Source organism: Salmonella sp. 5800 (assembly GCF_046558195.1).
In the GTDB taxonomy this organism is placed as follows: Bacteria; Pseudomonadota; Gammaproteobacteria; order Enterobacterales; family Enterobacteriaceae; genus Salmonella; species Salmonella enterica.
This window is the reverse complement of sequence record NZ_JBGDOX010000003.1, coordinates 405,045-422,425: the sequence shown is the minus strand read 5'-3', so window position 1 is coordinate 422,425 and position 17,381 is coordinate 405,045. Positions and strand designations below refer to the sequence as shown.

The window sequence follows — 17,381 nt, the reverse complement described above, 5'->3', positions numbered from 1 at the left end:
AGCTAAATGCGGAAGAGATAAGTGCTGAAAGCATCTAAGCACGAAACTTGCCCCGAGATGAGTTCTCCCTGAGACTTTAGGTCTCCTGAAGGAACGTTGAAGACGACGACGTTGATAGGCCGGGTGTGTAAGCGCAGCGATGCGTTGAGCTAACCGGTACTAATGAACCGTGAGGCTTAACCTTACAACGCCGAAGATGTTTTGGCGGATGAGAGATGATTTTCAGCACTGATTCAGAGTTGAGTACGCAATAATTTGCGCAGCAGCAAGGCGGCAAGCGAAGGAAAGGAAGGAGCATACAGAAGTATGTGACTGACTTTACGAGCGCAGGCAACGCCGCTGATGCGATAAAGAATTGCGTACAGAGCACAAAGAATTTGCCTGGCGGCACTAGCGCGGTGGTCCCACCTGACCCCATGCCGAACTCAGAAGTGAAACGCCGTAGCGCCGATGGTAGTGTGGGGTCTCCCCATGCGAGAGTAGGGAACTGCCAGGCATCAAATTTAGTGTGCTGATATGGCTCAGTTGGTAGAGCGCACCCTTGGTAAGGGTGAGGTCCCCAGTTCGACTCTGGGTATCAGCACCACTTAATACGGTTAAAGTTCGGCATTTGAAAAAGAATTTGTCTGGCGGCAGTAGCGCGGTGGTCCCACCTGACCCCATGCCGAACTCAGAAGTGAAACGCCGTAGCGCCGATGGTAGTGTGGGGTCTCCCCATGCGAGAGTAGGGAACTGCCAGACATCAAATAAAGCAAAAGGCCCAATCGAAAGATTGGGCCTTTTTGCATTTATCTCTCTATGGAAAAAGTTATCGGATAATGACGCCGACGCGTTTTATATTTGGTTTATACCTTTCATACTTCAAGTCGCTTATGTGTTGGCTACGGATTACTCGGCCCATTCATGGGCCTCGCCCTGACGGGCCGTCGCACGCGACGTTTAAATCTGCTCCCGGCAGATTTGTCGCTCACCCCAGTCACATAGTTATCTATGCTCTTGGGGACTCACTCCCTTGCCGCCTTTAAGCAACTCGAATTATTTTGGGTATATAACATCTTCGTAGAGTGGATAAAAACCGTTTTAGTAAACGTGATTTCCCGCCATATATCCGCCTGAACCATCGAATGTGAACCGTGCTGAAGTAGATGTACAAACGGCTTTTACTTACGCCTCTAATAAGCAATAGAGATATTCGCTGAGGACTAAGAATCTGGCCCATTAGGCTATTTTATTTGCCAGTTTGGCCCTGGGACAGTGCTCAAAATCCTCATGTATTACGTGTATGCTCCGGTTTATATCCAGACTGTCTGTAATAATTACGACTAATGACCACGCTCTAAGTCTTACTGTATAAAGCCTGTTTGTAATGCGGCTTACGATGCTATCAAGCTACAATTTTGTCTGCATCGGACAAGGAATAGAATAAATACCATCGGGATGGGCGAGTAAGAAAAGAGAGCGTTTTATCGTGTTAACTTTCGGGGGATAGGCTGAATAGATTACGTCGCTGAGTATCCTTACGACCTTTATATTATTACTGAAAGCGCGGCATTGCCGCGCCTGCATGTATCATTTAGAAAGCGCAATGATACCCATCGTCAACCCTGCTACCGCCGCAGCGCCGCCAGCGATAGCGCCTGCTGTCTCCCAGTTATCCTGCGTTGTACCTTTCATACATGTATTGGTATGAACCAGCCGCCCTTGATCGTCATAAACCGGTACGCAGGGAGAATCATGTGCACAACCTGCCAATAAGGTGGTAAGCAATGCAACTGGAATTAGTCTTTTCATGGTGTTACCTCATTAATCAGCGTTTCGCGAAGTACAGCAACGTAAATGCTGGCTCTAACCGCTGCGAAAACGAGAGTTATTTTACCACCACAGAAAAAATGGCCGACATGAGGAATCATCTCAATTCATGTGAATTGTAAAAACTATGGAGAATGCAGAGGTAAGCGGAGAGGGGGAATAGCGGAGATAAAGACGTACCGTTTAAAAAGGCGTCCGAAGACGCCTCTGTTTACCGGTTAATCATGATGGCGATTAAATCGGCGTTTTACAACAACGAAGAATACTGGCACGAAGAAGATAGCTAATAAGGTTGCGGTTAACATTCCCCCCATAACCCCTGTGCCTACTGCGTTCTGTGCACCACTACCTGCGCCACGACTGATAACTAACGGCATTACCCCGAGAATAAAGGCCAGCGAGGTCATTAGAATAGGACGTAAACGCATACGGGATGCTTCCAGCGTCGCTTCAATCAATCCACGTCCTTCTTTTTCCATGAGATCTTTGGCGAACTCGACAATCAGGATGGCGTTTTTAGCAGAAAGGCCAATAGTGGTTAACAAGCCAACCTGGAAGTAAACGTCATTGTTCAGACCGCGCAATGACGCTGCAAGCAGAGCGCCAACCACGCCGAGCGGTACGACCAGCATTACCGAGAACGGAATTGACCAGCTTTCATACAGAGCGGCAAGGCAGAGGAAAACGACAATGAGTGAGATTGCGTACAGCGCCGGCGCCTGGTTACCTGACAACCGTTCCTGATACGACATACCTGTCCAGTCATAGCCAATACCGTTTGGCAGCTGTGAAGCCAGGTTTTCCATTAACGACATGGCTTCACCGGTACTTCGTCCGGGCGCTGCTTCACCGAGCAGTTCCATTGACGGCATCCCGTTATAGCGTTCCAGGCGTGGCGAACCATAAATCCACCGTGCTGAGCTAAAGGTAGAGAAGGGCACCATCTCGCCATTGGCGCTGCGAACATAAAGATTGTTGATATCTCCCGGCAGCATACGGAACTGAGCGTCAGCCTGAACGTATACTTTTTTCACTCGTCCGCGATCGATAAAGTCGTTAACGTAATAGCCGCCCAACGCCGCGGAGATGGTTTCGTTGATATCAGACAGCGAAACACCGAGCGCCTGCGCTTTTTCTTGATCGACATCCAGCTTGAACTGTGGCGTGTCTTCCAGCCCGTTCGGGCGTACGCGCACTAATAGGTCTGGATGCTTCGCGACCATACCCAGCAGTTGATTACGCGCTTTTGTTAACGCATCGTGACCGAGTCCTCCCTGATCAATCAGTTCAAAGTCGAAACCTGTCGCGGTACCTAACTCGACAATTGCCGGCATGTTGAAGGGGAACACCAACCCGTCGCGAATCTGGCTGAAGGCGCGTGTCGCTCTGGCGATAACGGCTTCGACGCTGTTTTCTTCACCGTTACGCTCTTCCCAGGGTTTAAGGCTGACAAATGCCATCCCTGAGTTTTGTCCCTGACCGCTAAAGCTAAAGCCGTTTACGGTAAACACGCTTTCGACGTTCGCTTTTTCATTATTCAGGTAGTAATGAGTGACTTGATCCAGCACTTTCTGCGTACGTTCTTGCGTAGCGCCAGAGGGGAGCTGAATCATGGTCAGGAATACCCCCTGATCTTCTTCCGGCAGGAAGGAGGTCGGGAGGCGTAAAAACAGAACCGCCATTCCGACTACAATAAGCAGATAGATAATGAGATAGCGACCCGTATTACGCACGATGCCGCTTACGCTGTTAGTATAGTGGTTAACGCTGTGGTCAAACCTGGTATTGAACCAGCCAAAGAAGCCGCTTTTTTTCTCGTGATGTTCAGCAGATACGGGTTTAAGCAGCGTAGCGCACAGTGCTGGCGTCAGAATCAACGCAACCAGAACGGATAGCGCCATTGCTGAAACAATAGTAATAGAGAACTGGCGATAAATTGCCCCGGTCGAACCGCCAAAAAAGGCCATCGGGATAAATACCGCAGACAGTACCATCGCGATACCAACCAGCGCTCCCTGAATCTGCGACATGGATTTTTCCGTCGCCTCTCGGGGAGAAAGGTTATCCTCCATCATTACACGTTCAACGTTTTCTACGACTACTATCGCATCGTCAACCAACAGCCCTATCGCCAGTACCATACCAAACATCGTCAGGGTATTGATGGAATAGCCAAAGGCGGCGAGTACCGCAAAAGTGCCTAGCAACACGACAGGAACAGCGATGGTAGGAATCAGGGTTGCCCGGATATTCTGTAAGAACAGATACATTACCAGGAACACCAGAATAATCGCTTCAAACAGCGTTTTTACCACTTCGTGGATAGATATTTTTACGAAGGGCGTTGTGTCATAAGGATAAACCACCTTCATTCCCTGAGGGAAGAAAGGCTGCAGTTCCGCCAGTTTCGCTTTGATTGCGGTTGCGGTATCCAGCGCGTTAGCGCCGGTCGCCAGTTTAATACCGAGACCGGAGGCCGGTTTACCGTTAATGCGCGCTACAACGTTATAGTTTTCACCGCCAAGCTCAATACGCGCGACATCTTTGAGATGGACGACAGAACCGTCGGTATTGACACGCAACGTAACTTTGCCGAACTCTTCCGGATCTTTCAGACGCGTTTGGGCGATGATTGAGGCGTTAAGCTGCTGGCCCGGTAATGCTGGCGTGCCGCCCAGTTGGCCTGCCGCAATCTGGTCGTTCTGTACTTTTAACTGGTTGATGACGTCAACTGGCGTGAGCTGGTATTTATTTAGCAGATTCGCATCCAGCCAGATACGCATGGCGTACTGTGCGCCAAATAGCTGAACGTCGCCCACACCATTAAGACGGCTGATAGAATCCTTAATGTTAGAGGCGACATAGTCAGAGATGTCGTCCTGGGTAGTGTTCGGATTATCCGAGACGAACCCGGCGACCATCAAAAAGCTGCTGCTGGACTTTTCAACGCTAATCCCCTGCTGCTGGACTTCTTGCGGCAGTAAAGGCGTGGCGAGCTGCAATTTATTTTGCACCTGAACCTGCGCGATATCCGGATCGGTTCCGGACTGGAAGGTCAGGGTGATGGTCACGCTACCAGCAGAGTCGCTGGTAGAGGACATATACATCAGGTTATCGATACCGTTCATATTTTGTTCGATAACCTGAGTAACCGTATCCTGTACCGTCTGCGCATCCGCGCCAGGATAGGTTGCAGAAATAGAAACCGCTGGCGGCGCAATGGTTGGATACTGCGCAACGGGAAGTTGCATTATTGCCAGTGCGCCAGCCATCATCAGGATAATGGCCAGAACCCAGGCGAAAATAGGACGTCTAATAAAAAAGTTTGCCATGTACGGTTACCTTATTGCGCCGTTTTCGCTGCAGGAGCATCGGTAGTGGCTTTCACCTGGACGCCCGGTCGCGCTTTTTGTAAGCCGCTGACGATGACCTTATCGCCCGGTTTTAACCCTTCGCTGATGAGCCATTTATCGCCAATAGCCTGCGCCGCCACGACATTGCGGGCTTCGACCTGGCTTTTATCGTTAACCACCATCACCATTGCGTCGCCGCGCGGCGTGCGGGTTACGCCCTGCTGGGGGACAAGGATGGCATTGGGCTGGACGCCTTCATCAATGCGGGCGCGAACAAACATACCGGGAAGCAGACTGTGTTGCGGGTTAGGGAAAACTGCCCTGAGCGTGATAGAGCCGGTGCTTTCATCTACGGTAACGTCGGAAAATTGCAGCGTGCCTTTAATCGGGTAGACCTGACCATTTTCCATTACCAGTTGAACCGTGCTACTGGCGCTGTCTTTATGCAGGTTACCTTGTTCGACGGATTGCTTGAGTCGCATAAAGTCGTTGCTTGATTGCGTCACGTCGACATAAATCGGGTCGAGTTGTTGCACGGTAGCCAGTTCAGTTGACTGACCATTAGTCACCAGCGCGCCTTCAGTCACATTAGATTTTCCTATACGCCCGCTGATGGGTGAGGTGACTTTGGTATACGCAAGGTTAATACGCGCGCTTTCAACAGCGGCTTTTGCCGCCACAACGGCGGCATCGGCCTGGCGGGCGTCGGCAATCGCCTGATCATATTCCTGTTGGCTGATATATTTTGTGCCGACCAGTGGAACATAGCGTTTGACCGTCAGGTGCGCGATAGCCGCAGCCGCTTCGCTTTTAGCAAGTTCGCCTTTAGCGCTGTCATAATCGGCCTGATAAGTGGCAGGATCGATCTGATAAAGCGACTGCCCGGCCTCTACATCGCTACCTTCGGTGAAGTTTCTTTTAAGCACGATCCCGCTCACCTGGGGGCGAACCTCCGCAATGCGAAATGCGGACGTACGTCCGGGAAGTTCGGTCGTTACGGCTAGCGGCGCTGTTTCGACCACATGGACGGTGACTTGCGGCTCGCCGGCATGAGCCTGGGTATCTCCCTGGTCATTACAACCGGCCAGCAGCGCAGCAGAGAATATGATGAATGAGGGCAGGAGTGAAAACCTGGCATGTTTCGTCATTACTGTTCCTTAAAAAACCGAAAGCTCGTTATTCACCGGATAACGGTAAGGCGTTAACGCGCGAAAAATAGAATAGCAGTGGGGTATCCTACAAATTATTAGCTTGTGATGTAAGCAATACTTATTTTGGGATGGGGTTCACGGCACATAAAAGCAAAAAAAAAGAACTATTCCCTGTCGTTTCATAATGTCCCGATTAGTAAAATCATGATGTTGAATAACATAATTAGAAATATATATTTTATATGAATATGTTTTATTAATTTATTTGTTTTTATTATTGATTTGGCGATATTGTGCGAAATAAAAATGGCTGTCTCTCGTCTGACTAAAAAGGACATGGTAAAGTTGTTTTTTGTGCTGAGTATTTTATCAGCGTATTTATCGTTTTTATGGTCCAGGATATCTTAATTATGGCGAAGAAAACGAAGGCGGATGCGCTTAAAACGCGGCAACATTTGATTGAAACCGCTATTGCGCAGTTCGCTTTGCGCGGCGTTGCCAACACGACGTTGAATGATATCGCTGATGCCGCTGATGTCACGCGGGGCGCCATCTACTGGCACTTTGAGAATAAAACGCAGTTGTTTAATGAGGTTTGGTTACAGCAACCACCTTTACGCGAACTTATTCAGGATAGGCTTACGGGATGCTGGAATGATAATCCTTTACAGGATCTACGAGAGAAATTTATTGCAGCCTTACAATATATTGCGGCAGTGCCTCGTCAGCAGGCATTAATGCAGATTTTATATCATAAATGTGAATTCCATAATGGTATGATATCGGAACAGGCCATTCGGGAGAAGATGGGTTTCCATCATCAGTCGCTGCTTGAAGTATTACAGCGATGTATGGATAAAAAGCTGATCTCAGGCAGTCTTGATCTGGATGTCATATTAATTATTCTGCATGGTAGTTTTAGCGGAATAGTAAAGAACTGGTTAATGAATCCCACAAGTTATGATCTTTATAAGCAGGCGCCTGCATTAGTCGATAATGTATTAAAAATGCTAAGCCCGGATGGCAGTGTGAGGCAATTAATGCCAAATGAACAACAGGCGGAAGAAGCCTGAGATTATTTTGAGTTGATATTATATATTTACCTTGTGAATATATTGGCAGGGTCCCGAATATCGCGAGCAATTTCCTCTGCCGTACGCGGCTTGCCAAGCAGGAACCCCTGAAGCGTATGGCATCCTAACTGGGTCAAAAATTGTTGCTGCGTTTCATTTTCTACCCCTTCTGCCACAATTTGCAGATTTAACGCTTTCGCCAGCGCGACAATAGCCGCAACAATGGTCGCGCCGTCGCCTGCCTCGCTGAGTTCATGTACGAAAGCGCGATCAATTTTTAGTTCGCACGCCGGAAGACGTTTCAGATAGAGAAGGCTGGAATAACCGGTGCCAAAGTCGTCAATAGAGGCCTTAACCCCCATTTCCGTTAATCTGGTGAGTATAGCGACGCTTTGCTCTGGCTTGTTCATCGCCGTGGTTTCGGTGATTTCCAGAATCAATAAATCGGGACGGATACTGTGTCGGGCCAGGCTCCGCGTAATGGTGTCCACAAGCCCGGGCTGCTCAAATTGTAAGGCGGACAGATTTACCGCCACTGACCATAAGGCGTATCCCTGTAAGTGCCACTCGCGGAGCTGTCGACACGCCTCGTCTATCACCCAGCTACCGATAGTGACGATAAGACCCGTTTTTTCCGCCAGCGGTAAAAACTGGTCAGGATTCAGTACGCCTTGTTTTGGATGATACCAGCGCAACAGGGCCTCAAATCCTACAATGGGGCCGGCAGGGGCCTGAAATTTAGGCTGATACACTAGCCTGAGTTCTTGTCTTTCCAGCGCCAGCCACAGGTCATTCATTAGTTGAAGTTGGGTTTGCGCCAGCATATTCATTGATGGCTGAAAGAAATGGTATCCGTTACGCCCCGTATGTTTCGTGTGGTACATTGCGGCATCGGCGTTGAACATCAGTTCCCGTTCGTTTTTTCCGTCCAGCGGATAGAGCGCTATTCCCACGCTAAGGGTGACGACCAGTTCGTACGGATCTATCGTAAAGGGCGCATCTATCGAATGTACCAGCGCGCTGGCAAGGGAAGCCGCTTCGTCAGGCGCGCTGACTTCTGCAAGCAGCACAAATTCGTCGCCGCCAATCCGCGCCAGGGTAAACTGCCCGCTCAGCGGTTGGTTCAGACGATGCGTGACCGCTACCAGTAGCTTATCGCCGATATCATGACCATAAGCGTCATTAACGGCTTTAAAGCCATCCAGATCCATAAACAGTAGCGCGAAAGACGTGCTTTCCCGATTCGCTTTGCTGATGGCCTGTTCCAGACGATCCTCAAGAAGTAGCCGGTTTGGTAAACGGGTGAGCGTATCATGCAGCGCCAACTGCGCCAGTTCCTGGTTCGCCTGCGCCAGCGAAGAGGCAAGTAGTGCGGTGCGGGCCTGAAGCCGGGCGTCAAATAAAGAAACCAGAAGAGTAATGCCCAGGATAGTCAGCGCGACCACGCTGACAAGAACAGCCAGCCAGTTGCTATCGACGCCACGATGCTCCATCGGCCAGTTTTGGGGAAAGTGTGCGGCCTTCATACCGGCGTAATGCATGCCGGCGATAGCTATCCCCATTAATACCGCGGCGCCTGCTCGCCTCAGGGCGACATCTGTTCCCTCATTACGCAGGCGGAACGTGAGCCACAGCGCGCCGCAGGACGCCAGTAGCGCGATAATGATAGAGAGGGCAACCCACGCGCTATTCCAGACGATAATGGAAGCAAATTGCAGCGCCGCCATCCCGGTATAATGCATTGCGCTGATGCCCAGTCCCATCACCAGCGCGCCCGGTAGTAAACGGCGCAGGCGCAGTTTTTCAGCGCTAACCAGCCATAGCGCAAACAGGGAGGAGCCGATCGCGATCAGCATGGAGAGGCCGGTGAGGAACGGATCGAAGCGCATGTTCATCGCGTGATCCATCGCCAGCATCCCGACAAAATGCATCGCCCAAATACCGACGCCCAGCGCGAAGCCGCCGCCCATTAGCCATATTCTGGCGTTTGATCGGGCGCTTCCGGCTACGCGTCCGGCCATATTTAATGCGGTATAGGACGCAAAAATAGCGACAGCAAATGAAACCGCCACAAGGATGTGGTTGTACTCACTAACCGGCATGTATCATTAGCTCATTGGTTATGCAGGAAAAGAACAGGACGAGACAGTATCACCCCTTCTTTTATCCTCAACGTGTTTTAATTCCCTGTTTTTATAAGGGATAAAAGAAATCCGGGTGATAAATAATCATAGGTTAAATCGCCCGGTTCGCTACTCCAGATCGGTACAATTGATCAATTTAAGAGGGTTAACCGAATCCATGTTTCGGCACTTATCCTGTTCAGTCGCCATCAATTCGATCCATTGCATCAAAAGCGCATCAAAAAGAAAAACGGAGACGGCAAAAACAACCAGCCACCAATACTTACGTATCATCGTCAAATCCTGTGTATTCATGCCCATGCGTGCTGGGAATATACATGAAATTTTGACGCTGAAAAGCGGACTTACAATGCTTTTACTTCTCTGAAGATAGCGCGTTTATCCCGACATTTCGCTGCTTTTTGGACAGGTTTTGTGTTTTTCTCTTTTTGACTTTTGCAAGTTCATTTTCTGAATAATGCGAAGTGACGCTCAATCTTCTGAGCCCCATTTTTACGTACTCATTATTGAGTTCAATACCGATAAACTTACGACCTGACGCCGCTGCGACAGCGCCTGTGGTGAAACTGCCCGCGAAAGGGTCCAATACGGTATCGCTCGGGTTAGAAGAGGCCAGTATGATTCGTTTTAACAGCGCGCTGGGCTTTTGCGTAGGATGGTTTTCATATTCATCCATCAGATAACGTACGCGAGGAAATGACCAGACGTTGCCCGGCACTTTTTTCTGATTGTATGGTTGGGGCGGGTTTTTTCGATAATCGATTAGCGCGCGCTTAGCGCCCGTAGTGGTTTCGACCAGAATCGCGTCACGATTAAAGGTATAGCTTTTCGGGTTCTTTACCATCATCAGGATCGGTTCATACATAGAACCAAAGTATTTTTTCGCCTGCACCCCGGAACTATCATAGGACCAGACGATACGGCTTTTGATGGTAAAAAGCGTTCGGCATTTGAGATCGATATACGGCATATTTTCTGTGCTATTCATGATGTACATGGTGCCGTGTTTCTTCAGTACGCGGTGGCACTCATCAATGCATTCATACAGCCAGGCCAGAAAAGACGCTTCGTCCCAGGATTCCACCATACCGTCGAAATCTTTTCCGATATTGTAAGGCGGATCGGCAAAAATTAAGTCAATGCTTTCAGAAGGCAGTTTTTTAAGTTCTGTTAGCGCGTCACCGTGAATAATCTTCTTCGATTCATCGCCAAAGTACTGAGGTTCACATTCCGCTTTCATGACCAAATTCCATGTGATGCGTATAAAAAAGGCGCTTCCCCATGCCGAGTAGCGCCTTTTTAAACAAGCAGTTAGCTAATCGAAATTAGTTCATGCCGTATTTTTTTAATTTTTTACGCAGCGTACCACGGTTGATGCCCATCATCAGAGCAGCACGGGTCTGGTTACCACGGGTGTATTGCATCACCATGTCCAACAGGGGCTGTTCTACTTCAGCCAGTACCAGCTCATACAGGTCATTAACGTCCTGACCATTCAGTTGAGCAAAATAGTTCTTCAGTGCCTGTTTAACCGAGTCACGCAGGGGTTTTTGGGTTACCTGATCCTGAGAGTTAACGGTAGAAACGGTCAGTACGTCAGAATTTACGCGTTGTTCGAACATAGTTCTGTCAGCTCTTTATTTCTGTTTACGCAAAATTTTCGAAGTATGCCTCCAACGCCTCCAGCTGTTCGCTGGCGTCCTCAATAGCGTTGAATGTGCGCCGAAACTGGTCGTCTGGAGCGTGCTCCTGGAGATACCAAGAGACGTGTTTACGCGCGATTCGGTACCCTTTTGCCTGACCGTAAAAGTCATGCAGTTCCCGAACATGCGTGCAAAGCAAGCGCTTTACCTCTGCCAGCGGCAGCGGCGGAAGCAGCTCCCCAGTGTCCAGATAATGCTGGATTTCCCGAAAGATCCAGGGTCTTCCCTGAGCTGCGCGGCCTATCATCAGGGCATCCGCCCCTGTATAGTCGAGAACAGCTCTGGCTTTATGCGGGTTAGTAATGTCGCCATTCGCGATAATCGGAATGGAAACTTTCTGCTTAACTGCCCGAATACTGTCGTATTCAGCTTCTCCGTTGAACAAACAGGCGCGGGTGCGGCCATGGATGGTCAGAGCCTGAATACCACAATCTTCAGCCAGTTGGGCAATCTCTACGCAGTTACGGTGTTCCGGCGCCCAGCCGGTGCGAATCTTGAGAGTCACAGGAACGTCCACTGCGTTTACGACCCCGATGAGTATAGACTTCACTAAATCCGGGTACTGCAAGAGGGCTGAACCTGCCAGCTTACGATTCACTTTCTTCGCCGGGCACCCCATATTGATATCAATAATCTGGGCGCCGCTTTCCACGTTAATACGTGCGGCATCGGCCATCTCAACAGGGTCGCTACCGGCAATTTGCACCGTGCGAATTCCTGGCTCATCAACGTGCACCATCCGTAAACGAGATTTATCGCTTTCCCACACTTGCGGGTTAGAAGACATCATCTCGGATACTGTCAATCCTGCTCCCATCTCATAGCACAGCGTCCGGAAAGGTCTGTCAGTAATGCCAGCCATGGGCGCTGCGATCAGGCGATTTCTGAGCTGATATTGTCCGATGCGCATGAGTTAAGAAATGACCATACTGTGACTGCAAGGCGGCGTATATTACGCATTTTTTGCACGAGATGAAAGGCCAAACTTTGAACAATCCACTGTTGTAGATCAATGAATCGTGCTTAAAAACAGCAAAATAAATTTATAATTCAGTAAAATCATAGGGTTATTTATTGTCGGCGGTTTTGTACGCGCTTACAAATTCCCGTAACTTCTCTCTATTTCTTCGACCAGAAACAAGATAAGCGGAATAATCTGCTTTTTTTATAAGCTAATTACCCCAAATGAATGGGATCGCCGTCTCGTTTCAGGACAAGATCACTTCCCGCTGCGCGTGACTTTTCTCCATTGCCAGTCGGAAGGGGGCGCACAGATGCGCTTTTGTGTTCATGAATGGCACGCATAAATTTTTCCAGCTGTGCTGAAGAGCGCGTTAGCGGATGCTGCAGAACAACCCGGACAGCATTACTAAGTACGAGGGCGATGGCTGCCACCCGTTAAAACGCCAGTATCTTTTGTCCGCTGGTAGCAGCTGTTTATCCAGACGGATAGTGACAAAGAAGTTATTTCAGGCATTCATTTGATGAATTTAATGATGTCTCGGTGCCTGAAAGGCGTTAAGGCAGTTGTGTGGAGAAAAGCGTGGCCGGGCGACCACGCTGACAAGAATTATTTCTTACGGCCAGTAATGCGGCACCACTCTTCTTTTTCGACGACCGGGTCGAGAGTGAAAAGCTCGGCGTAAGCATCGCAGACGCTTTCCGCCTGGCTGGCGAGAATACCTGAAAGCCCCAGCAGACCGCCCTCAACGGGCAGTACGCTGATTAACGGGGCCAGTTCGCGTAATGGGCCTGCCAGGATGTTAGCGACGACCACGTCGGCTTTCATGGCTTCTGGCTGGTCTTTCGGCAGGTACAGCTCCAGCCGGTCAGACACGCCGTTGCGTTCGGCATTATCGCGACTGGCCTGAATAGCTTGCGGATCGATATCAATACCAATCGCCTTTGCCGCTCCCAGCTTCAGCGCGGCAATCGCCAGAATGCCTGAACCGCAGCCAAAGTCGATCACGGTTTTGCCGTTGAGATCGAGCCCGTCCAGCCATTGCAGACATAAAGAGGTGGTGGGGTGCGTACCCGTACCGAACGCCAGTCCCGGGTCGAGCATCACGTTGACGGCATTCTCGTCCGGAATGTCGCGCCAGCTGGGACAAATCCACAGACGCTCGCCAAAACGCATCGGATGGAAATTATCCATCCATTCGCGTTCCCAGTCTTTATCTTCCAGTTGTTCGATTTTATGGGAAAATCCGGCACCCAGCAGCGGATGTTGCTCCAGAATAGCGACAACGTCTTTCATGTCGGTTTCGGCGTCGAACAGACCGATCACATCGGTATCGCCCCACAGACGGGTTTCGCCCGGCAATGGCTCAAAAACCGGCGTATCGTGCGTATCCTGAAAGGTAATGGAAACGGCGCCCGCTTCCATCAGCGCATCACTCAGCTCTTCAGCATTCGCGCCGGTGGTATTCAGTTTCAATTGGATCCATGGCATGGCAAAACTCTTTATTTATCAGTAGACAATACGGTGGCTTGCGAAGCGGAAGAGCCGAATCGGTTTCCGATCAGAAAAGCCAATAAACTTAACAGTAACGCGGGCACAATCGGATGAAAGCCCAGGTACTGAATATTAAATGTGGCAAGTAGGGCATATAGCACGCCGCCCACGATCATGGCGCTTAATGCGCCTGCCGCGTTTGCCCGCTCCCAGTAAAGGCCCAGTACCAGCGGCCATAAGAACACCGCTTCCAGGCCGCCAAACGCCAGCAGGTTGAGCCAAATGATCATCTCTGGCGGTTTCCATGCTGCCAGCAGCAACAGCGCGCCTAGCAGTAATGTAATCGCTGCCGACATACGCTTCAGCCGGATCTCATTTTGCATCTGATCGGGGCGCAGGTTGAGATAGAGATCTTTAATGATCGTCGCGGAACTTTGCAGCAGTTGGGCGTTAATTGTTGACATGATCGCCGCCATTGGCGCAGCGAGGAAGATCCCGGCGGCAAACGGCGGCAAAACTTTCACCATTAGCGTTGGGATCACCAGATCCGGCACCGTCAGATCCGGAAGCACCGCGCGACCCAGCGCGCCGGCAAGGTGCATCCCGAACATTAAAATCGCCACGACAATCGTACCGATAATAATGCCCCGGTGTACCGCTTTACTGTCTTTATAGGAGATGCAGCGCACCGCCGTATGCGGCAGGCCAATCACACCAAAACAGACCAGTACCCAAAACGAGGTCATAAAGGCGGGAGAAAGTATGTCATCGGCGCCCTGCGGCGTTACCAGTTTGGGGTCGAGAGCGTGCAGCGTGTCAACGGCCTGACTTAGACCGCCCGCCGCATGGATCACGCCCACCAGCAGCACTATCGTGCCGACCAGCATCACCAGGCCCTGTAGCGTATCGTTAAGTACGCTGGCGCGAAAGCCGCCAAACGCCGTATAGAGTGCGATACTGACGCCAAATATTAGCAGGCCGGTTTCGTAGGGAATCCCCGCCGCGGTCTCCAGCAGTCGCGCGCCGCCGATAAATTGTACGGTCATTGCGCCAATAAACGCGACCAATAAACTCAGGCTTGCCAACCACACCAGCAGGCGGCTTTGGTAACGTGCGAATAGCATATCGTTAAGCGTGACGGCATTATAGCGACGCGCCAGGATAGCGAATTTTTTACCCAGAATACCCAGTGAAAGCCAGACGGCGGGAAGCTGGATCATCGCCAGCAAGACCCAGCCCAGACCGTATTTATAAGCCGCGCCGGGACCGCCGATAAATGAACTGGCGCTAATATAGGTGGCGGTAAGCGTCATCGCGAGCACGATCCCGCCCATCGAACGGCTGCCAAGAAAATATTCGTTTAAAAAGGTGCCGGCGGTACGCTTGCGCATAGCGTAAATCGAGACCCCGAAGACCACGACCAGATAGGCTACCAGCGGTAGAATGACCTCAAGCTGCATCGTCATCCTCCAGCGAAATATCGCGATAAATGAATTTCACCATCGCCCAGCACAGCAAAATAAAGACCAGCGGCGTCAATAAGCAGGCCATCTCGAACCAGTGCGGCAGACCGGTAATTCCCGGCGAGTCTCCAGGTAAGTAAGCAGCCACTAACCATGCCGCCAGATAGCAAAGGGTCAGCCACAGCGCCCAGCGCGCCTCTTTATGGGCCTGAACAAAACGAGCGTCCATTTTTTGTCCCTTATGGGTGAAGAAAGCGGGAATTGTACATGATGGGGCATCGCTATCCCCAGAAATAAAAAAGGCCGGATTCACCGGCCTTTTGAGATTAACGTGCGATTACTTTTCCTGAAGACCGAGTTTTTTCTCCAGATAGTGGATGTTGGTTCCACCGTGCTGGAAGTGCTCGTCATTCATGATGCGGGTCTGCAGATCGATATTGGTTTTGATACCATCGATAATCAGTTCCTGCAGGGCATTTTTCATACGGGCAATCGCCACGTCGCGGTTTTCACCGTAGCAGATGAGTTTGCCGATCATGGAATCATAGTACGGCGGCACCGTGTAGCCCGCGTAGATATGAGATTCCCAGCGAACGCCAAAGCCGCCAGGCGCATGGAAGCGCGTGATTTTGCCAGGGCTTGGCAGGAAAGTGTTCGGATCTTCGGCATTGATACGGCATTCTACCGCATGGCCTCGAACGACAACTTCGTCCTGTGTGATCGACAGCGGCTGACCCGCCGCGATGCGCAACTGCTCTTTGATCAAATCGACGCCGGTAATCATTTCAGTCACCGGGTGTTCAACCTGAATACGGGTGTTCATTTCGATGAAATAGAACTCGCCGTTTTCGAACAGGAATTCGAACGTCCCTGCGCCGCGATAGCCGATGTCTACGCACGCTTTCGCGCAGCGTTCGCCGATATAGCGACGCAGTTCCGGCGTAATGCCTGGCGCCGGGGCTTCTTCAACCACTTTCTGGTGGCGACGCTGCATGGAACAGTCGCGTTCCGCCAGATAGATAGCGTTGCCCTGGCCGTCCGCCAGCACCTGAATTTCGATGTGGCGTGGATTTTCCAGGTATTTTTCCATGTATACCATGTCGTTGCTGAAAGCCGCTTTCGCTTCCGCTTTGGTCATGGAGATGGACTGCGCCAGTTCAGCATCGCTACGAACCACGCGCATACCGCGGCCGCCGCCGCCGCCGGACGCTTTGATGATCACCGGATAGCCAATACGTTTGGCATGAGCGCGGTTCGCATTCATATCGTCGCCCAGCGGGCCGTCAGATCCTGGTACGGTCGGCACGCCCGCTTTTTTCATCGCGGTAATCGCGGACACTTTATCGCCCATCAGGCGGATGGTGTCCGCTTTCGGGCCGATAAAGATAAAGCCGGAGCGTTCAACCTGCTCGGCAAAATTGGCGTTCTCAGAAAGGAAGCCGTAACCCGGGTGGATTGCCACCGCGCCGGTGATTTCAGCGGCGCTAATGATAGCCGGGATGTTCAGATAACTTTTTACGGACGGTGCCGGGCCAATACAGACCGTCTCATCCGCCAGCAATACGTGTTTTAAATCGCGATCCGCGCTTGAGTGCACAGCGACGGTCTTGATGCCGAGTTCTTTACAGGCTCGAAGAATACGTAGTGCGATCTCGCCGCGGTTGGCGATGACAATTTTATCCAACATGTTCGCCTCGTTACTCGATGACGACCAGTGGCTCGTCAAATTCTACCGGTTGACCACTTTCGACCAGAATCGCTTTCACAGTACCTGCTTTGTCAGCTTCGATCTGGTTCATCATTTTCATGGCTTCAACGATGCACAGGGTATCGCCCACGTTCACTTTCTGGCCCACTTCGATGAACGCTTTCGCGTCCGGGCTTGGGGTGCGGTAGAAAGTACCAACCATTGGGGAGCGTACGATGTGACCACTGATTTCCGCTGCGGCAGGCGCTTCCATTGCTGGAGTAGCCGCTGGCGCGACAGCGTTAGACAGAGCGGGTTGCTGCATCATCGGCGCCGCATAAGCCTGCTGCATCACCGGAAAACCGGCGTTTGCCGTTGTGCGGCTGATGCGAACAGATTCTTCGCCTTCAGAAATTTCCAGTTCGGAGATACCTGATTCTTCAACCAGCTCGATCAGTTTTTTAATCTTACGAATATCCATGAGTGGGTTCCGTACTCTTTGTTTAGTGTGATTGTGACAGGCGTTTTAGCGCCGTCTGTAAA

At 50.8% G+C, this 17,381-nt stretch carries 14 protein-coding genes, 1 tRNA gene and 3 rRNA genes; 5 read left to right on the top strand and 13 right to left on the bottom strand.

Going from position 1 to position 17,381, the window contains the following annotated elements; all coding sequences use genetic code 11:
• From ACLJZ5_RS09340 to rrf (ACLJZ5_RS09325), 4 genes are all read left to right on the top strand, one after another.
• Nucleotides 1–184, top strand: a 23S ribosomal RNA gene (locus ACLJZ5_RS09340); the annotation flags it as partial.
• A 196-nt stretch (nucleotides 185–380) separates the two neighbouring features.
• Nucleotides 381–496 (top strand): 5S ribosomal RNA (rrf, locus tag ACLJZ5_RS09335).
• A gap of 14 nt (nucleotides 497–510) precedes the next feature.
• Nucleotides 511–586: transfer RNA gene (locus ACLJZ5_RS09330), tRNA-Thr, on the top strand.
• A gap of 39 nt (nucleotides 587–625) precedes the next feature.
• A 5S ribosomal RNA gene (rrf, locus tag ACLJZ5_RS09325) occupies nucleotides 626–741 on the top strand.
• Nucleotides 742–1,569: 828 nt separating this feature from the next.
• On the opposite strand, the gene ACLJZ5_RS09320 is transcribed toward rrf (ACLJZ5_RS09325), so the two are convergent.
• The 3 genes from ACLJZ5_RS09320 to ACLJZ5_RS09310 all read right to left on the bottom strand — a co-directional run bounded on the left by ACLJZ5_RS09320 (nucleotide 1,570) and on the right by ACLJZ5_RS09310 (nucleotide 6,310).
• Nucleotides 1,570–1,791, bottom strand: a complete 222-nt coding sequence (locus ACLJZ5_RS09320; RefSeq protein WP_000825645.1) for a membrane protein — start codon at nucleotides 1,789–1,791, stop codon at nucleotides 1,570–1,572.
• 236 nt (nucleotides 1,792–2,027) lie between these two features.
• Nucleotides 2,028–5,141 carry an efflux RND transporter permease subunit gene (locus ACLJZ5_RS09315; protein ID WP_001273283.1) on the bottom strand — a complete coding sequence of 1,038 codons (3,114 nt, stop codon included), beginning with the start codon at nucleotides 5,139–5,141 and terminating at the stop codon, nucleotides 2,028–2,030.
• An 11-nt stretch (nucleotides 5,142–5,152) separates the two neighbouring features.
• Entirely contained in the window at nucleotides 5,153–6,310 is a 1,158-nt protein-coding gene (locus tag ACLJZ5_RS09310) for an efflux RND transporter periplasmic adaptor subunit (protein WP_000160383.1), read from the bottom strand.
• 413 nt (nucleotides 6,311–6,723) lie between these two features.
• On the opposite strand from ACLJZ5_RS09310, the gene envR reads away from it, so the two are divergent.
• Nucleotides 6,724–7,386 carry an acrEF/envCD operon transcriptional regulator gene (gene envR / locus ACLJZ5_RS09305; protein ID WP_001085725.1) on the top strand — a complete coding sequence of 221 codons (663 nt, stop codon included), beginning with the start codon at nucleotides 6,724–6,726 and terminating at the stop codon, nucleotides 7,384–7,386.
• Nucleotides 7,387–7,412: 26 nt separating this feature from the next.
• On the opposite strand, the gene ACLJZ5_RS09300 is transcribed toward envR, so the two are convergent.
• The 10 genes from ACLJZ5_RS09300 to accB form a co-directional block, all read right to left on the bottom strand.
• The gene (locus ACLJZ5_RS09300) at nucleotides 7,413–9,488 is read right to left on the bottom strand and encodes a putative bifunctional diguanylate cyclase/phosphodiesterase (RefSeq protein WP_024797552.1); all 2,076 of its coding nucleotides are present in this window, start codon (nucleotides 9,486–9,488) and stop codon (nucleotides 7,413–7,415) included.
• A gap of 150 nt (nucleotides 9,489–9,638) precedes the next feature.
• Nucleotides 9,639–9,803, bottom strand: a complete 165-nt coding sequence (locus ACLJZ5_RS09295; RefSeq protein WP_000620015.1) for a DUF2556 family protein — start codon at nucleotides 9,801–9,803, stop codon at nucleotides 9,639–9,641.
• 82 nt (nucleotides 9,804–9,885) lie between these two features.
• Nucleotides 9,886–10,770, bottom strand: coding sequence for an adenine-specific DNA-methyltransferase (yhdJ, locus tag ACLJZ5_RS09290; RefSeq protein WP_000642611.1), 885 nt, complete (start codon nucleotides 10,768–10,770; stop codon nucleotides 9,886–9,888).
• Nucleotides 10,771–10,855: 85 nt separating this feature from the next.
• Nucleotides 10,856–11,152, bottom strand: coding sequence for a DNA-binding transcriptional regulator Fis (gene fis / locus ACLJZ5_RS09285; protein WP_000462905.1), 297 nt, complete (start codon nucleotides 11,150–11,152; stop codon nucleotides 10,856–10,858).
• A 25-nt stretch (nucleotides 11,153–11,177) separates the two neighbouring features.
• The gene (gene dusB / locus ACLJZ5_RS09280; RefSeq protein ID WP_001219664.1) at nucleotides 11,178–12,143 is read right to left on the bottom strand and encodes a tRNA dihydrouridine synthase DusB; all 966 of its coding nucleotides are present in this window, start codon (nucleotides 12,141–12,143) and stop codon (nucleotides 11,178–11,180) included.
• 660 nt (nucleotides 12,144–12,803) lie between these two features.
• Nucleotides 12,804–13,685: a 50S ribosomal protein L11 methyltransferase gene (gene prmA / locus ACLJZ5_RS09275; protein ID WP_024797553.1), complete on the bottom strand. Its 882-nt coding sequence runs from the start codon at nucleotides 13,683–13,685 to the stop codon at nucleotides 12,804–12,806.
• 11 nt (nucleotides 13,686–13,696) lie between these two features.
• Nucleotides 13,697–15,148 (bottom strand): sodium/pantothenate symporter, encoded by a 1,452-nt coding sequence (gene panF / locus ACLJZ5_RS09270; protein ID WP_001175741.1) that lies wholly within the window; start codon nucleotides 15,146–15,148, stop codon nucleotides 13,697–13,699.
• Entirely contained in the window at nucleotides 15,138–15,380 is a 243-nt protein-coding gene (locus tag ACLJZ5_RS09265) for a YhdT family protein (protein ID WP_000340018.1), read from the bottom strand. The genes panF and ACLJZ5_RS09265 overlap by 11 nt, the downstream gene beginning before the upstream one ends.
• 108 nt (nucleotides 15,381–15,488) lie before the next feature.
• Complete coding sequence (gene accC / locus ACLJZ5_RS09260) at nucleotides 15,489–16,838, bottom strand: acetyl-CoA carboxylase biotin carboxylase subunit (RefSeq protein WP_000884627.1); 1,350 nt, start codon at nucleotides 16,836–16,838, stop codon at nucleotides 15,489–15,491.
• Between the two features lie 10 nt (nucleotides 16,839–16,848).
• On the bottom strand, nucleotides 16,849–17,319 hold the full coding sequence (gene accB, locus ACLJZ5_RS09255) for an acetyl-CoA carboxylase biotin carboxyl carrier protein (RefSeq protein WP_000354626.1): 471 nt from the start codon (nucleotides 17,317–17,319) through the stop codon (nucleotides 16,849–16,851).
• Between the last annotated feature and the right edge of the window lie 62 nt (nucleotides 17,320–17,381).